The 25,197-nt window shown below is 45.4% G+C and carries 18 protein-coding genes and 2 tRNA genes; 6 read left to right on the top strand and 14 right to left on the bottom strand.

Translation table 11 applies throughout. The features are described from left to right. Nucleotides 1-138: 138 nt before the first annotated feature. From IE165_RS02005 to IE165_RS01995, 3 genes are all read right to left on the bottom strand, one after another. A complete protein-coding gene (locus tag IE165_RS02005) occupies nt 139-411 on the bottom strand; it encodes a hypothetical protein (RefSeq protein ID WP_189624913.1) in 273 nt (90 codons plus the stop codon). Nucleotides 412-490: 79 nt separating this feature from the next. Then, nucleotides 491-1,660, bottom strand: a complete 1,170-nt coding sequence (locus IE165_RS02000; protein WP_229826285.1) for a PepSY-associated TM helix domain-containing protein — start codon at nt 1,658-1,660, stop codon at nt 491-493. A 6-nt stretch (nt 1,661-1,666) separates the two neighbouring features. Then, the gene (locus tag IE165_RS01995; RefSeq protein ID WP_189624912.1) at nt 1,667-4,003 is read right to left on the bottom strand and encodes a TonB-dependent receptor; all 2,337 of its coding nucleotides are present in this window, start codon (nt 4,001-4,003) and stop codon (nt 1,667-1,669) included. 360 nt (nt 4,004-4,363) lie between these two features. Between IE165_RS01995 and IE165_RS01990 the strand changes: the two genes are divergently transcribed. Beyond that, nucleotides 4,364-10,249 carry an alpha-2-macroglobulin family protein gene (locus IE165_RS01990; RefSeq protein ID WP_189624911.1) on the top strand — a complete coding sequence of 1,962 codons (5,886 nt, stop codon included), beginning with the start codon at nt 4,364-4,366 and terminating at the stop codon, nt 10,247-10,249. 198 nt (nt 10,250-10,447) lie between these two features. Continuing rightward, nucleotides 10,448-11,722 carry a DEAD/DEAH box helicase gene (locus IE165_RS01985; RefSeq protein ID WP_189624910.1) on the top strand — a complete coding sequence of 425 codons (1,275 nt, stop codon included), beginning with the start codon at nt 10,448-10,450 and terminating at the stop codon, nt 11,720-11,722. An 83-nt stretch (nt 11,723-11,805) separates the two neighbouring features. On the opposite strand, the gene IE165_RS01980 is transcribed toward IE165_RS01985, so the two are convergent. Then, nucleotides 11,806-13,221 carry an aldehyde dehydrogenase family protein gene (locus IE165_RS01980; RefSeq protein ID WP_189624909.1) on the bottom strand — a complete coding sequence of 472 codons (1,416 nt, stop codon included), beginning with the start codon at nt 13,219-13,221 and terminating at the stop codon, nt 11,806-11,808. A 209-nt stretch (nt 13,222-13,430) separates the two neighbouring features. Between IE165_RS01980 and IE165_RS01975 the strand changes: the two genes are divergently transcribed. Next, a complete protein-coding gene (locus IE165_RS01975) occupies nt 13,431-13,886 on the top strand; it encodes a hypothetical protein (RefSeq protein WP_189624908.1) in 456 nt (151 codons plus the stop codon). Nucleotides 13,887-13,947: 61 nt separating this feature from the next. On the opposite strand, the gene IE165_RS01970 is transcribed toward IE165_RS01975, so the two are convergent. The 4 genes from IE165_RS01970 to IE165_RS01955 form a co-directional block, all read right to left on the bottom strand. Then, on the bottom strand, nt 13,948-15,366 hold the full coding sequence (locus IE165_RS01970) for an RtcB family protein (protein WP_189624907.1): 1,419 nt from the start codon (nt 15,364-15,366) through the stop codon (nt 13,948-13,950). Between the two features lie 138 nt (nt 15,367-15,504). After that, nucleotides 15,505-16,359, bottom strand: a complete 855-nt coding sequence (locus tag IE165_RS01965; RefSeq protein WP_189624906.1) for a slipin family protein — start codon at nt 16,357-16,359, stop codon at nt 15,505-15,507. A 340-nt stretch (nt 16,360-16,699) separates the two neighbouring features. Further along, nucleotides 16,700-16,759: transfer RNA gene (locus tag IE165_RS01960), tRNA-OTHER, on the bottom strand. A 7-nt stretch (nt 16,760-16,766) separates the two neighbouring features. After that, a tRNA-Lys gene (locus IE165_RS01955) sits at nt 16,767-16,832 on the bottom strand. Nucleotides 16,833-17,259: 427 nt separating this feature from the next. Here IE165_RS01955 and IE165_RS01950 point away from each other — a divergent pair. Together IE165_RS01950 and IE165_RS01945 are read left to right on the top strand one after the other, a co-directional pair. After that, nucleotides 17,260-18,324 carry a helix-turn-helix transcriptional regulator gene (locus tag IE165_RS01950; RefSeq protein ID WP_189624905.1) on the top strand — a complete coding sequence of 355 codons (1,065 nt, stop codon included), beginning with the start codon at nt 17,260-17,262 and terminating at the stop codon, nt 18,322-18,324. A gap of 235 nt (nt 18,325-18,559) precedes the next feature. After that, nucleotides 18,560-18,832: a hypothetical protein gene (locus tag IE165_RS01945; RefSeq protein WP_189624904.1), complete on the top strand. Its 273-nt coding sequence runs from the start codon at nt 18,560-18,562 to the stop codon at nt 18,830-18,832. Nucleotides 18,833-18,877: 45 nt separating this feature from the next. On the opposite strand, the gene IE165_RS01940 is transcribed toward IE165_RS01945, so the two are convergent. Further along, a complete protein-coding gene (locus IE165_RS01940; protein ID WP_189624903.1) occupies nt 18,878-20,122 on the bottom strand; it encodes a DEAD/DEAH box helicase in 1,245 nt (414 codons plus the stop codon). A 218-nt stretch (nt 20,123-20,340) separates the two neighbouring features. On the opposite strand from IE165_RS01940, the gene IE165_RS01935 reads away from it, so the two are divergent. Then, nucleotides 20,341-21,432, top strand: a complete 1,092-nt coding sequence (locus IE165_RS01935; protein WP_189624902.1) for a mechanosensitive ion channel family protein — start codon at nt 20,341-20,343, stop codon at nt 21,430-21,432. Between the two features lie 84 nt (nt 21,433-21,516). Here IE165_RS01935 and IE165_RS01930 read toward each other — a convergent pair whose 3' ends face one another. The 5 genes from IE165_RS01930 to IE165_RS01910 form a co-directional block, all read right to left on the bottom strand. Further along, nucleotides 21,517-22,374 carry a hypothetical protein gene (locus IE165_RS01930; RefSeq protein WP_189624901.1) on the bottom strand — a complete coding sequence of 286 codons (858 nt, stop codon included), beginning with the start codon at nt 22,372-22,374 and terminating at the stop codon, nt 21,517-21,519. Beyond that, on the bottom strand, nt 22,374-22,751 hold the full coding sequence (locus tag IE165_RS01925; RefSeq protein ID WP_189624900.1) for a GntR family transcriptional regulator: 378 nt from the start codon (nt 22,749-22,751) through the stop codon (nt 22,374-22,376). Before IE165_RS01925 ends, IE165_RS01930 begins: the two co-directional genes overlap by 1 nt. A 1-nt stretch (nt 22,752) precedes the next feature. Further along, the gene (locus IE165_RS01920; protein WP_189624899.1) at nt 22,753-23,565 is read right to left on the bottom strand and encodes a hypothetical protein; all 813 of its coding nucleotides are present in this window, start codon (nt 23,563-23,565) and stop codon (nt 22,753-22,755) included. Then, a complete protein-coding gene (locus IE165_RS01915; protein WP_229826283.1) occupies nt 23,558-24,340 on the bottom strand; it encodes an ABC transporter ATP-binding protein in 783 nt (260 codons plus the stop codon). The genes IE165_RS01920 and IE165_RS01915 overlap by 8 nt, the downstream gene beginning before the upstream one ends. Nucleotides 24,341-24,542: 202 nt before the next feature. Further along, nucleotides 24,543-24,887 carry a hypothetical protein gene (locus IE165_RS01910; protein WP_189624897.1) on the bottom strand — a complete coding sequence of 115 codons (345 nt, stop codon included), beginning with the start codon at nt 24,885-24,887 and terminating at the stop codon, nt 24,543-24,545. Nucleotides 24,888-25,197: the final 310 nt, after the last annotated feature.

The raw sequence follows: 25,197 nt of genomic DNA, 5'->3' as shown, positions 1-25,197 counted from the left end.
TATAGTCTGTTGAGCCTCGAATATAAAAATAAATAGCTCCCGACACGAGAAAGGAGCTATTTAACACTAAAAAATTACATATTTAAGGCAGCTTGAAATATATAGACACACCTGCTAACTACCGGGTGCGCGACATCATCAGTCTTGAGCCAGAAAATCGTGGAAAAAGTCGTCCAAATCGTCTAATTCACCTTGTGTGGTAGGATACCCTGCCGACTCCTCCTGTCCCAAAGGATTACCTTTAAAATCGCGGACCATAGCGATCGTACAGTCCTTGTTTTCGGCGTGATAGAGCCCAACACCAACGATCTCACCGTTAAGCAACACGTAATGAAAGGCAACATCCATCGTTTGGTCTTCTGCTTTCCGTTCCCGGATAAGCTTTCCTCTTTCTAATTCTTCTCTTTTCATTGGTACCGATTTAACTGTTATATCGAACAGTGAGGTGAAGCAAATAGTTTCAAGAAAGGGAAAACAGCTTGCTTCCATCCTATATCTTTTTCAATTTTGCCTTTGACTTAGTGGTTTTACGTCTTTTTTGCCACCATATGATATAACCGGTTATCGGCAATAGCGCACATATCAGCGAGACGATAAAAGCCAAGATCTTTGTAGGAATTCCACTGATATTTCCGGTATGCAGATCGTAGTTGAGGGATGCCAATTTATCCCCCGGGGGTAAATTTTGGCTTTGGTGTACTCGGTTGACCCGTAGGTTTTCTTTCTGGAAATAATACCACTTGAAAACACCGCTACGGTTTTCTTCCAAGCGTATCTGTATGTCGATCAGTGGTTCATCGGCGTCACGCAAACGAATGGACATCATGCCGGCGCTTGGATATTGCCGCAGCAAATGCAGCAATGCATTATCTAATGGATCCTTGTAATCGCGCGCTATAGCGGTAGTCTGTTCCACCCGTGGTTCCGTCCGAGCAACCTCGGTTTCGAAAGCATTGAAAAAATCGGCGTATACTTTCTTGAACCCGGGAAAACTAAAAACCAAACCCGTGACCGCAATGAGCAAAGCCAACGAGCAGCTATAAAATCCCAGGACGTTGTGCAAATCGTAATTGAGCCGCTTCCATTTGGCCCCACTATGAAGCGTAAAGGCACGCCTCAGCGGCTTACCTCGCCATTTCTTGGGCCACCATAGCACCATCCCCGATACTAATAGCACTGCAAAAATTGCTGTGCTATACCCCACGAGTGCATGACCGTAGGTTTTACCCAGCAGCAAGTTCATATGGAGCTGTAAACACAACTGGAAAAATTCATTTTTCGTATCTTCTACCGCAAGGATTTCCCCCGTGTACGGATTTAGGAAGACTTTTTTGTAATAGGTGTGATAATTCCAGTGTCCAAATCCTTTCGGATCGGTTCCTGAAGCGCGAAAGACCCAAGATCTGTGATTTGCCGGGTAGAGGTCGACACGCGAAATTGTCTCGTTCGCGGGCAAGGCAGCCTGAGCATTCGCGATAAGCGCTGTCAACGGCTTTGGTTGCTGCTGCCCAACAACTTGAAGGTAATATTTATCCGGATAACAAAGGAGTTTAAGCTCATCCTGAAAAGTATATACAGCGCCGCTGAGACTAACAACAAACACCACCAAACCCGTACATATTCCCAGCCATTTGTGCAACCAAAGGATGTATTTTTTCATGATCCCTTAAAAACGGTAATTCAGATTTAATGACATGTTAGCACCCTCCCCTTTCACGTAATTAGGATCGGTTGCGGCAAATTGGCTATACACGGTATAATAATCTTCGTTTAACAGGTTTGCGACACCGAAGCCGACGGACCATTGCTTATTCACCTGATATCCCGCATTAAAATTAAGGATATCTACCGCTTTTACCGGCCCTTGATTTCCCAGATAAGCGCCATTTGTACCGGGCTCAAAACGATCACGATTGCCGGTGTGCACCCATGATAGTTGAAGATCCACCGCATCGATCGGCGCATAGTTTACATAGCCGGTCGCTTTCGGTGGCATAATACGCGCACCGCCTAGGTATGTTCTGGTACCATCCTCGTTCTTCAGTTTTCCTTCCACATAAGAGTAGCTTCCACCGACGGATAAGGTTGACGATAGTCGCGCGTCAAGGGCTACTTCTACCCCATGAATACGCTCCGGCGCCCGCTCAGGAAAGAAATAACCGCGTTCGTCGGCTGTTAGGTTGACGCCCAGCTTCGAGGTGCTAATGAAGTAAGCCGCCGAAAGATTAAAAATACTGATTTGACTAGAAAATCCAGCTTCGTAGTTATTGGTAACAATAGGATCAGTCTGTATGTTTTTCAGATCGCTATCGGTGGCATTCCGCACAATACGTCCCAGCTCATTGATGGTAAAGCCTTGCGAGAAGCTCACAAAAGGATTAAAGCATGCATACTTGTTGTAGCGCAGTCCCGCATTAAAGGTTACGCCCCGATAAGGTATCGTTCCCCCCTGCACCGCTATACTTCCTTCCGTGCCAGGTCCTGTTGGCAGGGTTTCAAAATCCTTAATCTTCACCGTCGCATCTTCGTAGCGCGCTCCTCCTTTAAAGATAAGGTGATCCACAAATGTCAAGGTCAGCTGCGCAAAGGGTGCGTAATTAAACATATCCATTTTAGGGACAAACACCCGTCCATCGGTCAAGTCTTGGTAAGTCACATCATTCAATAGGTCGATACCATAGGTGACACCGCCCAGCACATTACCCAATTGAAAAGGTGTATTTAAGTCGGCACGGAATCCTTTTTTATCCGAGTTGATCTGCGACTGGCCGGGACCATACCAAGAATTGGCACGTTCGACGTAGCGGTTCATAGAGCGAAAGGTATTGTAATAAACCGATGCGTTGAGCGAAGTATGGCCAAACAATTGATTTTTCGAATAGGTCAGCATCGCATTGTGGTTGTAGCGTGTCCCGGTATTCTCTCCAGGATCCACGCCAAGTATCCCGATAGTTGGTGTTTGACCATACTTTCCATTTTGGCTAATATAGCGTGCATGTTGCAGGCTATTAAAAAAATTGTAAACGATCTGTAAGGAGGAACTTGGATCGATATCATAACCTAGCTTTAAAAAAGCATTGTAGGATCTGCTGTTTGAAAGACCATCCGTTTGACCTAGCGGCACACCTTCCCCATCGCGCTGCAAGCCTGTGTAATCTACGGCGCCGCTGGCCGTATAGCTAAACTTGTTTCGCCGTCCATAAAGAGTTTGGGCAAACCGGTAGCCTTCTGTTTCTTTATTGTGAGCAGGATTCACCGTGCCACGCAATGTCGTCAAGCCGCCAATAGCTTCCGCATTTGGATCATTCTTTCGCGTGATATAATTTATAATACCGCCTGCAGATCCGTTTCCGTAAATAGAGGTTGCTCCTTTTATGACTTCTATGCGTTCAACCACACTCGGATCAATGGAACGAATGTCGCGCGCACCATTCATGAGCGGTGTGGATTGTGGGATACCGTCAATCAGCACAAGCACCGCCCGCCCTCGCAACGTTTGCCCAGCATTTGTACCCTTTGGGGTTGCCACCGCAAGACCGGGAATGGTATTCCCCAATACGCTGGCAATATTGGTGCTGATTTGGCTTTGTGCTTCGATCTCTTTCGCTGTTAAGATAGAGATCGATGAGGGAATATTAGCGATACTCTCAGGCTTACGACCAGCTGTGACCACAACTTCGTCCAATTTTCGTTGATCGCTCATAACGACCAGTATCGGCGAAACCAGTGTGTCCAGGTATACACGATGCACACGCTCGGGATAGACCCCCTGCGAAACACGAACTTCTATGCTGCTGGCAACAGGTCGAGAAAAAGCCAGACTACCGGACATGTCTGTCATGCCCTGCAATTTCCCGTTCATCCAAACATGTGCGTCAGCCAACGATCTACCTGTGGCATCCTTCACCTGTACACCAATATCCTGTCCAAAAGCATACGTTCCGAAACACCATAAAAAAACCATCAACAACGAATTCATACGTAGTTTTCTAGCAACCAGCATAGCTTTCTTTTATTTAGACTTGTTTTAAATTGCCCAAATATAGAAAAGTTTTGCGACTCATCAATTCTTGACTGGAGAAAATCAGAAAAATCTGCGCCGTCCTTAACGCCGCCCCAGCATGAATTCCGAAATGGAACGATAGAGCATCCATCAAAAGAAGCAAGCCTTAGGCGAGCGTGTTATGTATCGTTCAAAAGAAAGGTTGTCCGCTATTCTGCAAACACTGCTGATGTGCTGAAAGCCCGATAGCATATAAGCGCTGGAAATAAATTTCGAGTACGATTATGGAATCTTGCGACATGCTGCATCCGTCAAAAAACGAACAAAAGATGTTATATTTATACTAATATTCTATAAATTATGAAACGAAACCTCCTGTTATTACTGCTTCTAGCACCGATGTTCCTCTGTGCACAAGAACAACCTCTGCGGATCGGCATTGATGGTCAATGGAAGCAAATCGAGCAACTTATTGCCATCAAAAACTACGAACAGACGCTACCTATCCTTGCTGATATCAAGGCGCATGCTAAGCGAAACGGTCTTCGGGATGTATACATCAGGGCCTTTTTGGCTGAAACGCAAGCCCTTCGTGTAAACAAGACCGATGATAAGACATTTGAAGAAATTCAAAAGCACTTCGAGCGCACCCTACAGGAGGGCGATACCGTGCAACGCAGCGTTATCAAAAATTTCTACGCCCTATTCTTAGAATCGAACAGCCACCGGTTTCAGCCTATCAGCTCCAATCGCTTTATCAAGGCCACATCAGAAGAAAAACAACAGATCATCGACAGCGTCTTTCGCACATCGCTAGCTGCCAAAGAGGCGTTGCAGCAGGAGCTCACAACACAATGGTCTTCCCTCTTTGACGATACGCGAAACAGCTATCTGATGCCAACACTATACCACCTCCTAGCCTACCAATATCTTGAAGTATTGCGATCGCGTAGCGACAGCTTGGGCGAGGCAGATCAATTGAAAGCGGAGGTGTTGGCCTTCAACAAGCAAGCAGGATATGCCGAGGCGACCTCTTACCTCCTCAGCAAAAAGCTATTGGACGACTCTTGGAATATTGCTTCTCGACTAGCGGAATTGAACCGCATCATGGAAGAGCAGCCCAGTGCTTATAATGCCTACATACTCAGCAGAATCGCTTCGGCATTCCAAGAACGTGCCGACTACAAACAGGCCATGCACTATGTACAGCGCGTTTTTAGTGCCTACCCTAGTTCAGTATGGAGGGTCGAGGCCGAGAAGATAGAACAGCAAATACGGGCAACATCCATCGATGTTCAGCACGACCTGCGCATCCCAGCACAGGCCTACCATCCAATCAAGATCAATACGCGAAATGCCGACAGCCTATTTATTCAGGTTTTCCGAACAACGAATACGGCCAACTCCCCCTATCAGACCTTTAAAATACGTCATGATTCCACGACGCACGAAACGCGCTTGGACGCACCTTTGGCCTATCAAGAATCCATTGCCTTAGGTCAATTTGATGATCATTACCATCATCATAGTATTTACAAGATCAATCCATTGGATCATGGGCATTATACGGTACTGCTCTCCAACAATGCACAATTCAAAGACGATGGTTTATACCAAGAAGTCGTACACAGCAGCTTTACGGTAAGCGATGTATTTGTTTCGGCGGTACTCGACGAGGAAACGGACCATGATGAGCGCTACCGTATTCTCCTGATCGATCGGAATACGGGTAAAGCCTATGCGAATAAAAAAGTGGCGCTATACGAAACGAATCCTAAAAGTAAAGCGCGTAAGGTACAGAGCTTCACGACGAATAAAGCGGGAGAGTTTACCTACAGAACCAGCGACCGTCGAAATCGCGACGATTTGGACTATTACGACCTGCTACTGCCCACAGAAAATCATCTCATCTCCCTCATGGATCTTGAAATACCCGAGCATTACGGTGATGAAGACGATATGGACGAGGAGCTTGAGGGCGAAGAAACGGCGATTACCCTTACGGATAGGTCAATCTACCGGCCCGGGCAGAAAGTTTACTTCAAAGCGATCCTCTATAACAATAGCTCCACAAAAGGCAAAATATTGTCACAAAAGAAGATTGCCGTGTATTTACACGACGCCAATGGCCAAAAGGTAGACTCGCTAAAAGTCGAAACCAACCTTTTCGGGTCGGCAAACGGCATCTTGCAACTGCCTCTCAAAACCCTGAGCGGTCGTTTCAATCTAAAGGTATTCGCTGGAAAACAGGAATTACATTCGACCTACATCCGTGTGGAAGAATATAAGCGACCGACTTTTAAAGTTACTTTTGAAACCAACAAAGAGACCTATAAGCTTCTTGATACCGCTGTCTTCGTTGGCCATGCCGAAAGCTTTGCGGGTGTGCCCATAGCGCAGGCCAACGTACGTTATAAGATTGAACTTTATGGTCAATCCCGCAACTACAGCCATCACAATTTGTTGGACAGCGTGACGCAGACCGACCAACAGGGAAAATTCCACTTACGCGTACCGCTCAACGACAGCAGCATGTTGCAGGAGAGTAACTTTTCTATCCGTTATACGGCTGAGGTAACCAGTCCTTCCGGCGAAATGCAATCAGCAAATGAGCGCTACTTCTACGCGAAGACACCTTGGAACATAGACATTATGGCCGGTTCTCCCAGCGCAGAAAATCGATGGAGCGAACTCACAATCGCCACCAAAAATCCGAATGGCCAACCGCTACCTTTTGCTGGTCAGGTACATATTTACAAAGTTAAAGAGCCCGATTTGGTCGTTGCTGATCGGTCGAAGAGCTATTTTATGCGTACAGATTACCATCTGCTATCCGTGTCGGATTACAAGCGATATTTTCCAATGCAGTTTGACGAGCTTCTGCTCAGCCAGGAAGAGCAAAAAACATGGGTAAAGACCTACGAGTTCAACAGCAACGACAGGGATACCATTCATTTGGATAGCATTATGTTTTCGCGAGGCAACTACCGCATCGAGGCCATCAGCATCCAAGGTACGGACACCATCCGGGCTCATAGCTACAAGCAGATTTATGATCCAGTCAGTCGACGGGTATCTGCCAAAGAATTCCTTACTGTAGGTTTAGACAGCAGCAGCTATGCCGTTGGCGATAAGGTCCAAGTGCGATTTGAAACCGATCTCGCCGACGCCAAGCAGCTGTTTGTTTTTCATAAGCGCCGTGGTAAACCTGCCAAAGCCATCGCCATAGACATCCAAAACGGAAAAGCCGTTTACAGCTTCAATATAAATAAAGAGGATGTTGCAGTGCTGCCTCTCGCGCTCCATGCCTTCATCATTAAAAACGACATGGCCGAATTGAGGAGTATCCACATACCCATCAAGCAAAAGGATAAACAGCTAGCCATCCAAACCGTAACCTTTCGGGATAAGATAACACCGGGACAGGCAGAAAGCTGGCGTTTTAAGATCAAACAAAACGAGGATGTGATACCGGCAGAGCTGGCATTGAGCATGTACGATGCGGCCCTCGATGAATTTGAGGCACACAGCTTCCCCCATTCTTTTGATCGACCGCACCCCTATTACTACCACCGACAAGAGGCGCAGCAGCATTTGTTGGGCGATTTTTACGAGGAAACCAACAGCAGCAATGTTTTCGTAGGTACGCGCTACCAAGCCCAACTGTACATGCAAACGCCCATAGTTCGTTCCTACGGTTTATGGACAGCAGGCCGATATCACTATGTCGCAAAAAGCCTGTCATCAGCACTTCAGGGTCGTGTTGCTGGGATAGCGGTAACCGGCTACTCCACACTGGATGAAGTCGTCGTTATACGTGGAACAGCGAGTGCTGCGCCTAACGCGCCTCTATATGTTGTCGACGGGGAAGTGATGGAACAGATCGATATGAGTAAAATAAGCCCCGACCAAATCAATAGCTTCAGCGTCTTAAAAGATGCGGCGGCCACCGCACTGTATGGATCGAGGGCGGCAGGGGGTGTCATTATTATAACCACCAAAGAAGGAAGTAAAATACAGGAGCAGTTGACGGCTGCACAAACCCGCAGCAACCTCCAAGAGACTGCTTTTTTCTTTCCTGCGTTGTACACCGACGAGCAAGGAGACGTGTCGGTAGAATTTAACAGCCCCGAAGCACTCAGCAAGTGGAAGCTGTTATTGTTCGCGCATGGCAAAAATCTCGAAGCCGGCATGGGTACCTTCTACACCCGAACACAGAAAGAGTTGATGGTGAGCCCTAACATGCCCCGCTATTTTCGAGAGGGAGATCAGCTGCTGCTAAAAGCTACTATTCAATATCTTCGTGAGGAAGCCATGACCGGAAATATACGGCTTGAATTTATTAACCCGGAAACGAATGAAGTTATCTCGGCGCGCTTTCTCGACAAGCCTACACAGCCTTTCGCCGTAGATTCAAAAAAAAATTTGACTGTTTCTTGGGCTGTGCAAATACCGATGGGATTCTCCACCGTGCAAGTGAAAATTGTGGCGGCCAGTGCTGGTTTCTCCGATGGGGAGATCCATGAATTGGCTATTCTGCCTAACCGTGTGCTCGTTTCCGAAACCAGTCCGCTGCTCTTGCACCCCAATGAAACGAAACAATTCCAACTGGAGACGGCCGACAAAGAAAATCTGCAGGCCCGTATACAGATACAGAGCAACCCGGTATTGGAGGTTATCGGTGCGCTGGATTACCTCAACAATTACCCTTACGCCTGTACCGAACAGCTAAGCAGCAAATGGTTTAGCTTAAAAATGGTGCAATACATACAGCAGCAGTACCCGGCCATTGCCAACTACTTCAGTGCGTTGCGGAGCCAGCAAACCGAAAGTAAGCTTAGCGAAAATAGCGCATTAACAGAACTTAGCGCCGAAGAGATGCCTTGGATCCGCGATATAAAGCGTGACAGTGAAAAACTAGCGGCATTGAGCAAGCTTTTTGACGAAAACAATACATTTGAAATCGCCGAAATAGAAAAGAAACTGCTTAAGCAACAGCTGGAAACCGGCGCATTCCCTTGGTTTGAAGGAGGACGAGCCAATGTCTATATCTCTATCCGATTGTTGGAGATTTGGGGAAAAGTATGGAACCTAGACCATCGGTTGGTTTCCAATGACATGCGTAAGATTGCAGAAAAGCTGATGCAATATCTCGACACGGATAGCCTGATCGTGGACAAGAAAGCTTCTACAAGTATGGCATTGGACTACCTATACGCCAGACATTATTGGCAGGGACTCTATCCGTTGGATACAAAGCAACAGGCGCTATTGACCGATAAGATCAGTCAGTCTCCCCTCCTCACAGCACAACACAGTGCCGGCATTGCTGCTAAAAGTTGGATCGTAAATCAGCTTTTTGGCAAAGGCGAGCAGACCGATCAACTCAGGAACCGCATCATCCAAGAAGTGCTAAACGATACGCAAAAGGGAATGTATTGGGAAAGTAATATGAAAAGCTATAACGCCGTAAGCCTGCAATCTTATATGGTAGAAGCCTATAAGCTAAATGACCCCAGCAAGCTAAACGCCCTTACCCAGTGGATCTATTACCATAAGCAGGCTAGTCATTGGCAAACGACTTGGATGACCGTCGATGCAATCTATGCGCTTTTACTGGCGAATAATCCCAGCGAATTTGTTTTGGAAAACAGCGTTACCCTGAGCGTAGATCAGCAAGCAGTGCCCCTCGAGCCCGCCAGTTTGGGACAGGTGGCCAAAACATTTACTCGCCAAGACTTGCAGAAGAATGTGGAGTTGGGGGTTCAAAACAATAACAGGCGAGCGATCTATGGCTATCTGAACCATCAGTATTTTGCCAACGAAACATCGCTTTCGGCAGTAGTTAACAATCTCTCGATCAGCAAGGAATATCAAGTACAGCGCGATGGAAAGTGGATTGTTTCGAAAAGTGCCAAACTTGGCGAAAAAGTAAAGGTTCGGCTTATCGTCATCGCAGGAGAGTCATTCAGCAATCTACATCTGAAGGATAGTCGTCCGTCGGGCGTAGAGCCTATCTACCAACCGTCAGGCTATCGATGGTGGCAAGGCTACTACTTCAGCATGAAAGATGCTTCGACCAATTACTTTTTCGATCGTTTATCGAAAGGCAAGCATGTATATGAGTACGAGGTAAAAGCCAATAACGCGGGTGTATTCCAATCGGGCATAAGCACAATCGGGTCTATGTACGATCCCTCGGTGAATGCGCGGGCAAGCAGCATAGTGCTGGAAATTGAGGAATAGACTAGCTACGCTACACCGCGTGTAGATTCCGTTTAAAAGGAGTGGAAAACGTTTGTCTTCCGCTCCTTCTTTTCTTGGTATTGCCTACAGCTGCATAAGGTTGGTTCATTACCTCCTCAACGGATTCGGCTGCTTGCCGCAAACAGTCTTTAAATTTTGCTTACCTTTGTAGCTTGTCATTCAGTTAAACATTGTGCCGTGTCTTTAGATAAACTCAAACTTAGCAAGCGTCTTCATGCATCCATGAACGATCTAGGATATTTTACAGCAAAAGAAATGCAGCTAAAAGCGCTTTCCCGCATCATTGGTGGACATAGCATTATCGGCATTGGACCCGAAGGTGCTGGAAAAACGACCACATACATACTGGGCGTTCTAATGCGGCTGAAATATACACATGACGAAGCCCCGAAAGTTTTGATTTTGGCACCAAATGAAGAAAAAATCAAAGAGATCGTTGATAACTTCTTCGCTATAAGTCAAAATAGAGAGCTTCATATCATGGGGCTGAAAAGCAGCGGAAGCATGGAAGAAGAGATCGAAGACTTGGTACGCGGAGTGGACATCGTCGTTGCTACACCCAGCCGAGCTCGTGCGGTCTATCTAAAATTGGGTCTTAACCTCAACCGCATACAGACCTTTATCATCGATGATGCCGAAGAAATTGTAAAACAAGGTATGCAAACCAATGTTAGGGAACTGGCGCAAAGCTGCGGCGAAGTGCAGTACTTGGCATTCAGCACGGTAGACCATGATAAATTGCACCTGATGATCGACGATTTTATGCCTTTCGCGACGACTGTCGAAGTAGATGAGCTGAGCGAAGATACGTTAGATACGCAGGATCTTATACTTTATCATGTCCCGAACTTCACGACAAAGATCAATTTGCTCAATGACTTCATGCGTGATCAGGAAGTATTCGATAAGGTGGTGGTGTTTGTGAATAGCCGACTGACGGCGCATAATTTGTTAAAAAGACTGCACGTCGGCAAGGGCGAGGCGGCCATCTATCGGCCATTTTTCCATGATGATACGGGTATCGATGAGATCCGTGATTTTCTAGAAATAGCAGAATGCAGAATACTTTTGGTCGCTAATGAGGGTACCGCCGAAATCGACCTTTCTAACATCCCATTTATCATCCATTTTGAGATTCCGGAAGAGAGGGAGGTGTTCGTGTCGCATATTCTGAAAACGCCAGACTCGGAAGCCTTGGCCATCACCTTTGCCACAGATATTGAACTTCCAGCGCTTCGTAAAATAGAACAATCCATCGGCAAAAAGATTCCTGTTATGCCTTTACCAGAAGACCTTATTATTTATCGTCCTACGGACGGTCCAAAGGAAAAAGAGAAGGTCGATGAAACCCAGGGAGGTGCCTTCCATAAAAAGAAAGAAAGCAACAGCAAAACGTATAACTATGGTAGTGGCCTGAAGGCTAAAATGACCAAGAAAAATAAGAAAAGGTAGGCGACCAACCATAAATGGAAAATGCCCTTCTTAATGATTTATATGGAGCTCCTAAAATTTAGGAGCTTCTTTTTTATAGCACGCTATGCCATAAACCGCCGAAATAAGCGCAGTAATCTTTTTGTCTTATCGGTATATGGGAACCAGAAAAACTTTGACAACGGCATAAGTTTCACATCGGCTACTGCCCTTTCGTGCGAAAAAGCGCGAAAGCCATACCAGCCAAAAGACTGCCCTATGCCCGAATTATTCACGCCACCAAAAGGCAGATTCGGGTGCATCACCTGCACCATGGCATCGTTAACACAGGTGCTTCCCGCACTAGTATGATTAATTACACGCTGCACGAAGGCATTGTTGCCGCTAAATATGTATAAAGCCAATGGTTTTTCCTTTTCTTGGATCAGTTGCAAAGCCTCGTCGATGTGGGTGTAGTAAATCACGGGCAAGATAGGTCCAAATATCTCATCCTGCAATAAGGTTGATTCTGCTTTTAGATCGCTCAATACCGTTGGTGCGATATAGCGTTGCTCTGCACTACTATCGCCCCCTACCCAAATCGTAGCCCCATCGTCAACAGCTTCGTTCAGCGCCTGCGTCAAACGATCAAACTGTTTGTCGTTAACGATGCGTGCTAGATCGGGAGATTCTGCGGGACGATCTCCAAATGCACGGAGGATCTCCTCCTTAAAAAGTATGGGTACCTCGTGCTCGTATGCATGATCTATCAATACGTAATCCGGAGCAATACAGGTTTGTCCGGCATTGACGAATTTAGCCCAAATAATATTTCGAATCACTGTCCTTAAATTGACCTTAGGGCCGATGATAGCGGGAGATTTCCCGCCCAATTCGAGGGTAACATCACTCAAGAATTTGCTTGCGGCCTGCATCACGACCTTGCCTACGGCCGGCGATCCGGTAAAATGTATATGGTCAAAACGAAGACCCAATAGAAAGGTCGTCTCATCTTTCGCACCTTCCACCACAAAAACATGATCTGCTGGGAAAACAGCTTCTATAATTTTCCGAATCACGGAATTGATATGCGGCGAAAATTCAGACAGCTTCAACATTACCGTATTGCCCGCTGCTATGCTGGAAATCAAATGCGCCATCGGCAATTGAAACGGATAGTTCCACGGCGTAATGATCAAACTATTGCCCTTTGGCTCATAATGCAGGTAAGGCTTTATCGAAAACAGCTTCCACGAACGGGAAACCTTCCTATTCTTCATCCAACGAGGCAGCTTCGCTATTGCTTCCTTCAGTTCCATCTGTACAGGCATCAACTCCGTTACCTCTACTTCTACGGCGCTTTTCCCAAAATCGCTTGCGATGGCAGCAACGATAAGGTTTTGGTTACGATCGATCTCTTGCGCAAGTTTACGCAATATGGCTTGGCGCCAGCTTGCATCGTGTTGTTTATAAATCGTGCGGCTTTGCACCTGCGCGTCGTAAGCACGTTTAATATCGTCTATTGCTGTATACTCGTTCATACTTTTTTCGGATGCTGTTCTTCTTGTTAACTGCGCTCCGGTTGTTTCCGTTTTGGCACAGGCCTATTAATTTCAAAATCGGATCTAGGGTTCCTGTGTATGCGTACAAAATATGCAAAAAATTATGTAAAGGCAGCAGCTCTTACTTTTTGTTTTTTTGGCAACATCCAACGCTGGTGAAATCGTTCAGTCGACCGAAATGGACCGCTATGGACAAAAAGCGACGCTTCTTTCTTTTTAACTTCTCGGATCAGCATAGCTTGGCTGGTCTTTGGCCTACAAAAAACATCAAGACTAGGCTGGCTTTCGACTCGTTCTTGATCACAGCGTTACTGTTCTGGAGTCGTAAAATTGGGTTGACGAAAGTGCTGCAGTATAAACCCTTGCAGCGAGCGCTCCACCGTTTGTTTTATCGGATCAATCTCGGAACTGATCGCTTCGCCGTAAAAGGGAGCTGCGGCATGGATCAACAGGAGCTGTATGAAGCATCGTTCTCTGGCAAATCGGAGGCCAAAATTACCGCTATCGTCGCTGCTGAATTGACCATACTGGTTATGCAAAGCCCGCAAACAGGCGTTAAGCACATCCATGATTTTGTGCTGGATATCCCTAATTTTATCAAGCAGCTGGAGCGGTACGATCGGGATTTTCGTAGTGTGCTTTAATGGGGAATTGTTTTATGGAACGGACTATGTCGTAATCCGTTCCATAAAACAACATCAAAACCTAATCCTCTCGACTACCATCGTCGGCCATCCGCACAATCTTAGGCGAGAAAGTAGCCAACACGTCAACAAGATCCTGCTGCGCAGCCATAACGGTATGTATGTCTTTATAGGCCATAGGCGCTTCATCCATACCGGCACCCATCAACGTGATTCCTTGATCATTTAGGATAGCCTTTAAATCCGCTGCCGCAAGGGTTTTGATTGCCTTTGTACGGCTCATCAATCGTCCGGCACCGTGCGAGGCCGAGTTGATGGACTCCATCTGTCCTTTACCGCGCACCAAGAATCCTGGCGAGGCCATGGAACCCGGAATAATACCCATTACCCCTTTGGCTGCAGGCGTTGCTCCCTTTCGATGCACAATCAGCTCTTGCCCATTCCACATTTCCTTCCATGCAAAGTTGTGGTGATTTTCGACCTTTGCCAAGCGCTCCGCCCCCAACTGTTGGCGCACCTTTTCATGGATCACTTCGTGGCATGCCGATGCGTAGTCGCCCGCCAGATTCATCGCCATCCAATATTCCTGTCCTTCCGCCGTTCCCAAATCTAGGTAAGCCAAATGTTGTGCTTTATAAGGCAGCTTACAAAGCTGCTTAGCTAGTTTGGTGTAGTGGTCGGCTAGCGTTGCTCCTAGCCCGCGCGATCCCGAATGGGTTAATAAAGCCAAATATTCACCGGCTTGAACACCTAGATCCGCATCGGTCTGCTCAAAGGCAATCACACCAAACTCTACAAAGTGATTTCCACCGCCGGAAGTGCCCAGTTGTGCCCAAGCCTTGTCCTTCAAGGACCGCAACAAATCATTCATGGCAAAGGTATCCTGCTCTAAAACGGCATGGCTTGCTCGATCTCCTTTTTGGAAACCTTGGCCAGCGCCAAACTTCGTGGTTTGCATAATGACTTTCTTTAACGCATCGCTATGCTCCGTCAAGTATGCGGCAGGTAGATCAAAAATAGACAACGCCATGCGACAACCGATATCCACGCCCACGCCGTAGGGAATGACGGCATTGCTCGTGGCCAGCACCCCGCCGATAGGCAGGCCATAGCCTTGGTGCGCATCTGGCATCAGGGCGCCCGCTACAGAGACCGGCAACGTCATAGCTACTTGCATCTGCTGCTTCGCCCCTTCTTCAATATGCTCTTCCCCGTAAATTTCGTAATGCCCCTCTTCTTTAAGTGCGATATACGAGGCTTCCAGCTCATCTTGTTTCAACAGTTCCTGCGCCAATGTCTTAAAAATAGCATCTTCTAAATACGCTTCCGGATTGGCCAATACAGCCGAGAAATAAGCTAGCATCTGCTCACGCGTGAAGCCCAATCTTTTCTTATTAATCTGCAAGGCGACGCCCAAAGCAGAATTTTCATCGTAGCCTAATGCTAATAGATCGTTACCATTTATACGTTTATTTTCCATTTTTCTTCTTTTTTATAGCGCAAAGCGTTTAAAATTAACTTCTTCTTTAAGCAAGGACAACACCTCTTTATTTTGTTGCCCTTGCGCCTCTTTCGACTTTATCTTTTTATGACCTAGTTTACCAAGCTCGCGTCACAATTAGCTCTTGACAAACCACTGCTTAAGCTGATCGATAAGCTGCCCATTTCCGGACAGCGATACCGTACTAATCTTTTCGGAGATCTTCTCAACATACTCCATTTCCTTCAGCTTAAACAGCATAACATTTTCTTCCATTAGCTTTGCAGTATTCAGCAAGCTTCGCGTCGATGCCGTCTCTTCACGCCGCGTGATGATATTTGCCTGCGCACGCTTCTCGGCAATCAACACTTGGTTCATGATATCCCGCACGTCACCTGGCAAGATGATATCCTTGATCCCACAGAATTGTATTTCTAAACCCAGCGACGCTGCTTGTACATGCGCTTCCGAGGAAATAAATTGGTTGACGTCATCTTTCTTTTCCATGATCTCGTCTAGTGTCATGTGTCCTATGTACGTACGCAGCAACAATTGCATCAACATATAGAGCTGCTTTTCATGTTCTTTATTCTCCAACAGCGCACGTACCACATCAAGCACCCTGTAGCGCACGGAAAAGTTCACGCGGATTTGTGCCTTATCCTTCGTCAGGATCTCTTGCCCATTGATGTCTATGGACAACACACGGGTATCGACCTTTGAAACCGCAATGGCGGTAGCATTCTTCCACCAAGTGTACACGCCACCCTCCAGCACCTGCTTAAACTGCCCATCGACAAATAACAATCCTTTTTCTGCAGGGTCCAACTTATACTGCCGCACAAAAGGTGCGAACTCTGGCCGTGCCTTATCATGAAGCTCCAGCTTCTCGCCAAAGCCCAGCCAGTATTTCCCCGATGTCAGTACCCGTTGTACCACTTGATTTTTAACCACAAAACCTACGTGGTTAAAGGCTATATGTATTCTTTTCATATCTTCTATTTTTATATTGTTTCATCTTTAAAAAAGGTAAGCGATCGTCCGATCCATCGGTCGGCTACGGGATTCAAAAGGAGACGCCTGCCTTGGTTTGTACTTCTTGTTGACCGCTGTCCTACCACAGTAAAACGAGTCCATCTATGTTCGAAACCGCATCAAGCAGCTTGTTTTCAATCGCGAAGCAGCTGAACGATTGCAAGAAAGCACCCAAATACTAGCCGCTAAATTGCCAGATCGAATATCGCCTACCCATTCGTTTTAACTTTTTGATGAAGTTTAACATGTAACCAGATTCTACAGATCTGTGCGATACCATTACGCTATTCTACCGAAGTAGAAGTGGGATTCGAACCCACACTTTGTTGTTTGCTGCTCTAACCTTCTGAGCTATTCCGACAAGTCGGAAGAAGGAATCGAACCTTCGACCCGCAAATGGGGCTGTACTCTAACCTTTGAGCTACTTCTTTCGAAGAGGGGACTCGAACCCCTAACCTCAGCCGTGGTGCCCAAATACGTCGTTACCCCCAGTATATCGTGTCCCAGTGGGATCGACACTATCCTGCCATGCAGAAGCAGATGATGCAGGGTGCAAGTCGGTAATTAAGGCTTCTTTAAGCTCTGATGAGCTATATCTTTAAGCGATTGCTTGTTTTATCAAAGAACGTTGCCATTGCTGACATGACAAAGTTGCAAACAGCTATGCGCAGCAGGACTGCGCAATAAAAAAAACGAATCGACAACAGCATAAAAACCAAGGAAACAACTGTAATACAAACAAATAAAATGAAATAAAATGTACAAGCTATAATACGAGCGAGCCTACTACGCAGCTATATTGCGTAATTCAGATATTCTTTATAGCTTTAGCTACACAATAGATCGTCATCATTAGCTATGTCTACAAACAAAGCTGCACTCATACGTTACAAGACCATAGACAATTGCCTACGCCAAACGCACAGAAAATGGACGCTGGAAGACCTTATCGATCGTGTTTCCGATGCGCTATATGAGTTTGAAGGCATCCACAATGGGGTCAGTAAACGTACCATACAGAGCGATATACAGGTTATGCGCAGCAATAAGCTCGGTTATAATGCGCCTATCATTGTGTTAAAGAGGAAATACTACACCTACGAAGACCCCGCCTATTCCATCAGCAACTCGCCGCTCACGCACAATGATATGGAGAAAATGAAAGAGGCTGTTGATATTCTCAAGCACCTCAATGGATTTGCTCATTTTGAGGAAATGAGCGATATGATCGTGCGCTTAGAGCATAATATGGCCAAACAAGCGAACGAGGCTGCTACGAGCATACAACTGGAAAGCAACAGCTTACTGAAAGGACTGAACTGGATCACGCCCATATATCAAGCCATTCGCGAGCGCATACCGCTCTTGATATCGTACAAGTCCTTCAAATCCAAGCAGGCTACTGAATCCGTATACTACCCCTATTTGCTAAAGGAATACCGCAATCGTTGGTTTGTCATTACGAAGCCCAAAAAGGGGCGTATTCTGGTCACCTTGGCCTTGGATCGTATTTTAGACATACAGGAAATGGCCAAAACAGGCTTCGTTCCCTATGAAGGTGTTAGTTTCGAAAGTTATTATGCCGACACGATCGGTGTCACAAAATCCGAGCGTGACCGGGGGCAGCGGGTCATGTTGGAAGTGGATGCCCGAACCGCCCCCTACGTGGAGACCAAACCCTTGCATGCATCGCAAGTGGTGGTCAATCGCAGAGAGGACGGCAAAATCATCATCCGATTGGATGTAGTGCTTAACTTCGAGCTGGAGCGGGAGATATTGGGCTTTGGTGAAGCTGTACAGGTGCTGTCTCCTAGGTTGCTACGCAACCGCTTAGCTTCGCGCCTGCGACGTGCCTATAATAATTACAGTAGCGATGATACAAAAAACAACACACAAAAACCCGATCCGCCACCTCATACATAACACCTTGAACTGAAACAATAGTTGCTTGCAGCATGCATAGCAAGGATTGTTTCAGTTCAAAATATAACATTGCATAAAAGAAAGAAAAAATTTGTTTTTTTTGCAATTAATAGGCATATTCGATCTATCAAAACTAACTGAACATTACTTATCGTTTCCATATCAAATCAGCGACAGGCATCGACAACAACAGTGGTGGGTGCATTCTGGAAATTACACGTTAAAAACCTCCGCCATGCATAACGAAATCACAAGCATCCTGTTGCGCCTAGAGCAGCTATTTCAAAGCAATGGCCACCATTCATGGGCCAGAAAAACCCAACGTACCCTAAGTTTACTACAGGAAAACCAATTTGATCTTGATCTGGTGATAGACAATTACATTGGATCCGGACTGGATTCGCTGCAATTTGTTGACCTAGATGGCGAGCAGGTAAAAGAGTTGGAAACGCTTTGCGCTGCTTTGCTCCAACAAAACGAACAACTAAAGCTGCAACGCAATTCGTAACGTCACTCCTCTATTACCCGCTCTTCTACCGCATAGCTCCGTGACCTACTCCATTTTAGACTTATTTTCGGGTTTCGGTTTGTTAAACTTCCGAAATTTCTTTTTCTTATTATTATTGTTTCCGTTAGGTCGTTTCTTAGCCTTTGGCTCATACGCCGGACCCGCTGGAAAACCTTCCGGCAAATCTTTTTTAGGCACTTCTTTCTCAATCAGTTTTTCGATACGCGCAAAACGTCCTTGATCTTTATCGTTAATAAAAGTTATCGCGGTACCGGTGGTTGCAGCCCTTGCCGTACGCCCTATACGGTGTACATAATCTTCCGGATCAGGTGGCACATCAAAGTTGACGACCAAACTGATGCCCACGATATCTATTCCGCGCGAGATCACATCCGTGCCCACCAATATACGCAGTCGTCTAGCTTTGAAGCGGTGCATAATTTCCTCGCGCTGTCCCTGTTCCAAATCCGAGTGAAAGCCTTCTGCCGAAAGCCCCATCTTGATAAGCTCACGCGTCAGACGTTTCACGATATCCTTCTTGGAGGCAAAAATAATAATGCTTTCGTAACTGGGATTTTCCAAAAGAGCCTTAATCAACGCTATCTTGTTATCATCGAATACCAAATAGGCCTGTTGGTCAATACCTTCGCTAGGCTTCGATATAGCCACGTTAATCTCTGCAGGTTCGTGAAGAATTTTTTTCGCAAGCGTCCGTATCTTGGGCGGCATCGTAGCCGAAAAAAGTAAGCTTTGCCGTTTCTTTGGCAAATAGCTAATGATGCGCATAATGTCATCATGGAATCCCATATCCAACATGCGATCGGCTTCGTCAAGAATAAGGTGCTCTAAATGGCTAAAATCGAACTTTCCCGATGACATATGGGCTAGCAAACGCCCTGGCGTGGCCACAATAATGTTTACACCTTCGCGAATCGCACGCTTCTGCTGTTCGTATCCGATACCGTCGCCCCCTCCGTATACGCAAATGGAGGTAGCTCCCGTAAAGTATCCAAACCCCATGACCTGTTGATCAATCTGCAGTGCGAGTTCGCGCGTAGGAACGAGGATCAACGTATTCACGCGCTCTTGGGGATTCTCCGCAAGTCTATTCAGTACCGGCAAGAGATAGGAGGCTGTTTTTCCCGTTCCTGTTTGTGCACACGCGATAAGATCGTGCTGTTTCAATATGACGGGAATTGCTTGTGCTTGTATGGGAGTAGCATCCACAAATCCCATGCTATCCAGGCCTTCCTCTAATGAAGAGGAAAAGCCAAATTCAGTAAATTCCAAATTTAATTATTGTTTTTTTTTAAAAATAGCGTAATAAATTAGGATTAGCAACAGTCAACCCATTAATAGTTTGAGCATTTCGGTAATTTATTCGTAAAGGCAAGGCAGAGATGCCGCCAAAAAGGGCGCCCCTCTGCATCAAGGGGGATCAATTTGAAATAAAAAAAACGCTATGGTCAACACATTGTTATTTTTAGGAAACAACTTAAACAATTAGAATGACACAGTATCTATCCGATTTGGCAACGAAGATGCCAGCTTGGACCTGGAATATGGCCGTCATTGCATTCGCTATATTGCTGGGCATCTTATTGAAGGCTTTTTTGGTTCCGCTGGTCAAAAAGCCGTCCCTTCACAGCAGCAACTATTCAGTTATCCGATCGATTATTCGGCATTTCAGCAAAATTTTCAGTCTTTTTGTACCTTTATTGGTGTTTAACGCTTTGTTGCCGGTCACACGATTTAACCCTGCGGCGCTTGCCGTCGTTGGCAAGATCACAGAAATACTCTTTGTGGGCTGCTTTGCAATCTTGATCATTCGGCTGATGCGGGTATTTGAGGATTACCTCTACCACCGCTTTGATATCACCAAAGAAAACAACCTTCGGGAGCGGAAAATACGTACGCAAATCGTCTTCATCAGGAAACTCATGGTGAGCATAATCGTCATCGTTGCGCTATCCATCATTTTATTAAGTTTTGAAAATATGCGAAAGATTGGCGCAGGGCTTCTTACCGGCGTCGGTATCGGTGGTATTATTATCGGATTTGCCGCACAAAAATCGCTTGGCAACCTCTTAGCAGGATTTCAAATAGCCTTTACCCAACCCATACGGGTGGATGATGTTTTGGTTGTAGAGGGCGAATGGGGCCGCGTTGAAGAAATCAACCTCACCTATGTGGTTGTGGCCATCTGGGACAAGAGAAGGTTGGTATTGCCGATCAACTATTTTATCGAAAAGCCTTTCCAAAACTGGACGCGTACTACGGCAGAAATATTGGGTACCGTTTTTATTTATACCGATTTCACTGTTCCGATCGACAAGCTACGCGCCAAGCTCACCGAACTCCTGAAGAACAACAGCCTATGGGATGGACAGGTAGACGTCCTCCATGTTACGGATTTAAAAGAGCATACGATGGAAATTCGCTGCTTGATGAGCTGCCACAACTCGGGTCAAGCTTTTGAATTGCGTTGCCATGTTCGCGAAGAAATGATAAAATATATCAGTACGAATTATCCAGATAGCCTGTCACGTACACGTGTAACGTTGGCAAACGACGACGCGAAGCAAGAAATGGCCTCATAACCCAAAATTAGCAGACCTCCATGATATGCTTTGTTTTATGTACAGCTTTCATGGAGGTCCTTTATCTAAAACTACAAGCGCTATTTATCGGGTCATGATTAAACTTCGCAACTTCTCGACCGGCAAGTCGGTTACCGTTTGATCCGACAAGCTTCCTGAAAACCGCTTGGCCTGCAAACTATCCAATTTAATGTCGTTTGTTCCTTGCGTAGCCAAAATTAAGTCATCGAGTGCTCGGCCTTTATCACTATTGCGCACCCTAACTTTCGCATCTTTCGCCTTTATCGTCAAGCGTCTCCAACCCTGTCTGTCCAAACTGACGTTCGAATTATCGACATCCAAAACAAGACTACCCACCTCGTACTCACCTCTACCTTCACGATTATGTTCATCAATACCTAGGTAAGAATCTTTGGCAGTTAGCGCTAGGTGATCGACCTTAGAACCGGGCTGTATCGAGAACCCGCGAAGTCTATAACCTTTTACTGCCAAGCTGTCCGCTTGAATCTTGATCTGCAAGTCCACATCCTGTAGGTCCAAAGCTGTAATCCTCGGTGAAAATACATATAGCTTACTGAAATAGACGTGCTGGCCGCCACCATCGCTAACCGTTAGGACGCCATTTTTATCCACGTCAAATTTTAGGGCTTCCGATATATTTTTGTCCAATTTTACGCCGTGTTGGTCGCTTTTAACGACAATCAATTCTATCGGGCCCATTTGGTCATTTCCTTCAAAACGAATTTTCTCAAATGCATCAACTTTTGTGGAACGCAGATACACATCTTCCACCTCAAGCGACGAAGATTCTTCGTCCATATCCCGTTGGTAATCGAAGATGTCCACCCGATTTCGCAGCACCGTGAACGACATGATGGAAATAGGCACCAAAAACAGGGCTATTCCTAGTATGATTAATAATTTTGAACTTGTTTTCATCATCAGTTTTGGTTAAAATTTTCCTCAATAAAAGTTTGATATCGCTTTTGCAACTCCTCCAAATCGATTTCCAATAAGTAGACATTCCGAAACATCTGCGGAAGCTCATCCGCTAGAAATACCGATTTTCGGTAGGCTTTTACTTGTTTTATGGCATCAGGTGTAAGAAAGAAACCGATCCCTCGTTTGTTTGCAATAATTGCTTTCTGCTGCAGCAAATCATAGGTACGCATGACCGTATTTGGATTAACTTCCAACTGCACAGCCAGATCGCGCACCGATGGGATTTTCTCCTCGTCTTTCCAGGTACCCAGCATGATGTGCTCGCAAACATGTTCCGCAATTTGTAAATATATGGCCTTATTCGCGTTAAAATCCATCTTAAACCTCCTTCTCTTTTAAACGGAGAAAAGCTATTCCCCAAAGCAAGATAGCCAACGTGATCCCTGCGGACAGAAATACTTGGAAAATACGATGCTCCTCTTCCCAAAAGTTATGCTGCTGAACCGATACCGATCCCTCGGTCAATGTCTTCATGATGTAAACCGTAAGAAAACTCCATATGGCAATGTAGACGATTAAAGATATAGCCGTTTTGATATATTGAAAACTTTTAAAAGCAATAGAACCTAAAAGAAAGATGGCATTGAACAGAAACGGCAAGAAGTAAAAATATTTAGCATTCTTGGGTATATTCAAATTGATGAAATAGGCTAAGCTGCGATCGACATATCCGACATCATCAGCAGCCATCGCCGAAAGGGCCGCCGTTCGGGTGCGCAAGTAACTTACAAACGCAAAATCGAGCAGTAGAAACACGGCGATGTAGGAAATTAAGCAGGCAACTACGGTATAGAAAATCGCCGTTAAAAACTTCTCAAGGCGCGATGCCGGGATGAGCGTCTCAAAAATGGCTTTCGGTTTTTGTCCATAATCAGAAAAGTAGGTTCCCGAGATAATGGTTATGAAAAACATACCTAAAAAAATAAAAAGCAGAACACGAAAATCGAGCAGACCTTGCGGTATGTAATACGAACCCGCTGTAGCAGCGTTAAATTCGTAAAGTGCATAACCGTAGAAACACGCGATGACACCAGCTACGATGCCAATTGCCATTAAGTAGATCTTGCCAACGCTGATCCACTGCCGAGCGATCAGTAAAAAAAGTCGGTTGATATGGAATGTATTAGACATAATGAGGAGTGTGTAAAAGGTTGGTAATGGTTTCCTGTTTCTGTGACACCGCGTTAAACAGCAACTCAAGATCGAGTTTAGAATCTTCGCCCAAACTGTTATGTTGTATGGCGTTGTATCCGCCTATTGCAGGTTCCGCATAGATAATTTCTGGAGATAGCTCCTTCACCTTTTTAAAACAGAGATTTTCCGTAATGCTGGATACCGATGCGTTGACCGCCACTCGATGCTCATCCAAAATGATAACAGCATCAATCAGGTTATCTAAATCACGTACCTGATGCGTAGAAATCAACACACATCGTTCGTCGGTTATGGCTGAAGCCATTATTTTACGAAATTGCACCTTAGACGGAATATCCAAGCCGTTGGTTGGCTCATCCATGATAATTAGCTTGGTATTCGTGGCTAAGCCAAAGGATATTAAATATTTCTTTTTCTGTCCATAGCTCATGTCGGCCACTCGTTGATTAAGCGGAATTTCAAATTCACCTAGTAGCTCCCTAAAATAACCGCTGTCGAAATTTGGGTAAAAAGGGGCATTCGCTCGTACAAATTTATCTGACCTCACTTGGGGTAGATAAAACTCCTCAGGAATAAAACTGATTTCGCTCAACAGACTTGGTTCTCTGTGCCTCGGATTGTGTCCCAATACTTGGATGGATCCACTATCCGGATATACCAGACCCGCAATATTTTTCAACAAGGTTGATTTTCCTGCGCCATTTTTTCCCAATAGTCCGTAAATATGGCCCTGCCCTAGCTGGAGGTCCATTTCTTTAAACAAGGGTCGGCCCTTATTATAACTGAAATTTAGATTTTGGATAGCTATCATATTAGTATACTATTTAATTAATACACTAAGATACAAACAAAATTAGAAAAAACAACTTTTAGTAATATTTTCAAAGAAAAAGCATCATGGCTACCATGATGCTTTTTCTTTGACTTCTTCAACTTGCAAATTATGAAAGCCCTTAGTCTTTTTTCGCATTACGCTCTTGTACGTATTTACTGTACAAAGGCTTCTGCTCTTCGGTCAAAGTTTCCATAATCTTCGCGTCAGCACTAGCTGATAGCGCTTCCATTTGCTGTTTAGCTACATCCTCGGCGATAGTTGTATCCGCTTTCAATGCCCACTTAGTTTTGGTGTGTTCCAATACAATGTCGTAGACGACGGTCTGTTGTTCGGGCGTAAGCGTCACCTTTTCCGTAATCTTTTCTACTTTAGCTTTCGCTTTGTCTTCAGGCGTGCCCTCTTGGGCGAATGTAAGGGTTAATGCAAATAACAAACTTAAACCTGTCAAAATTAACTTTTTCATACTTTTATTACTTTAATTAAACAATACAATTATTTACTCTTTTCTTACTAAACGCATCAGCTAAGGAAATAGTTTACTAATCGTATCAAGTATGTTACAAATTAACAGTCTTTAACAAATTCTTATCGAAAATCAACAAATTAAAATAGTTGGAGTGAAGATTAGCTTTTCAAAACCGGTTGCATGCTGTAGGAACTCTGCGCTGACTAACAGATCAGCAATTAGGGGGGCTTCCAGCTTATGATATGAATTGTATGCGTTCGGAAGACCCACAAATAGAGAAAGGTTTCCATCCGGGCGAATGAAAACC

The sequence above is a fragment of the Sphingobacterium griseoflavum genome, from assembly GCF_014653155.1.
In the GTDB taxonomy this organism is placed as follows: domain Bacteria; phylum Bacteroidota; class Bacteroidia; order Sphingobacteriales; family Sphingobacteriaceae; genus Sphingobacterium; species Sphingobacterium griseoflavum.
This window is presented reverse-complemented; position numbering and strand designations above follow the sequence as displayed.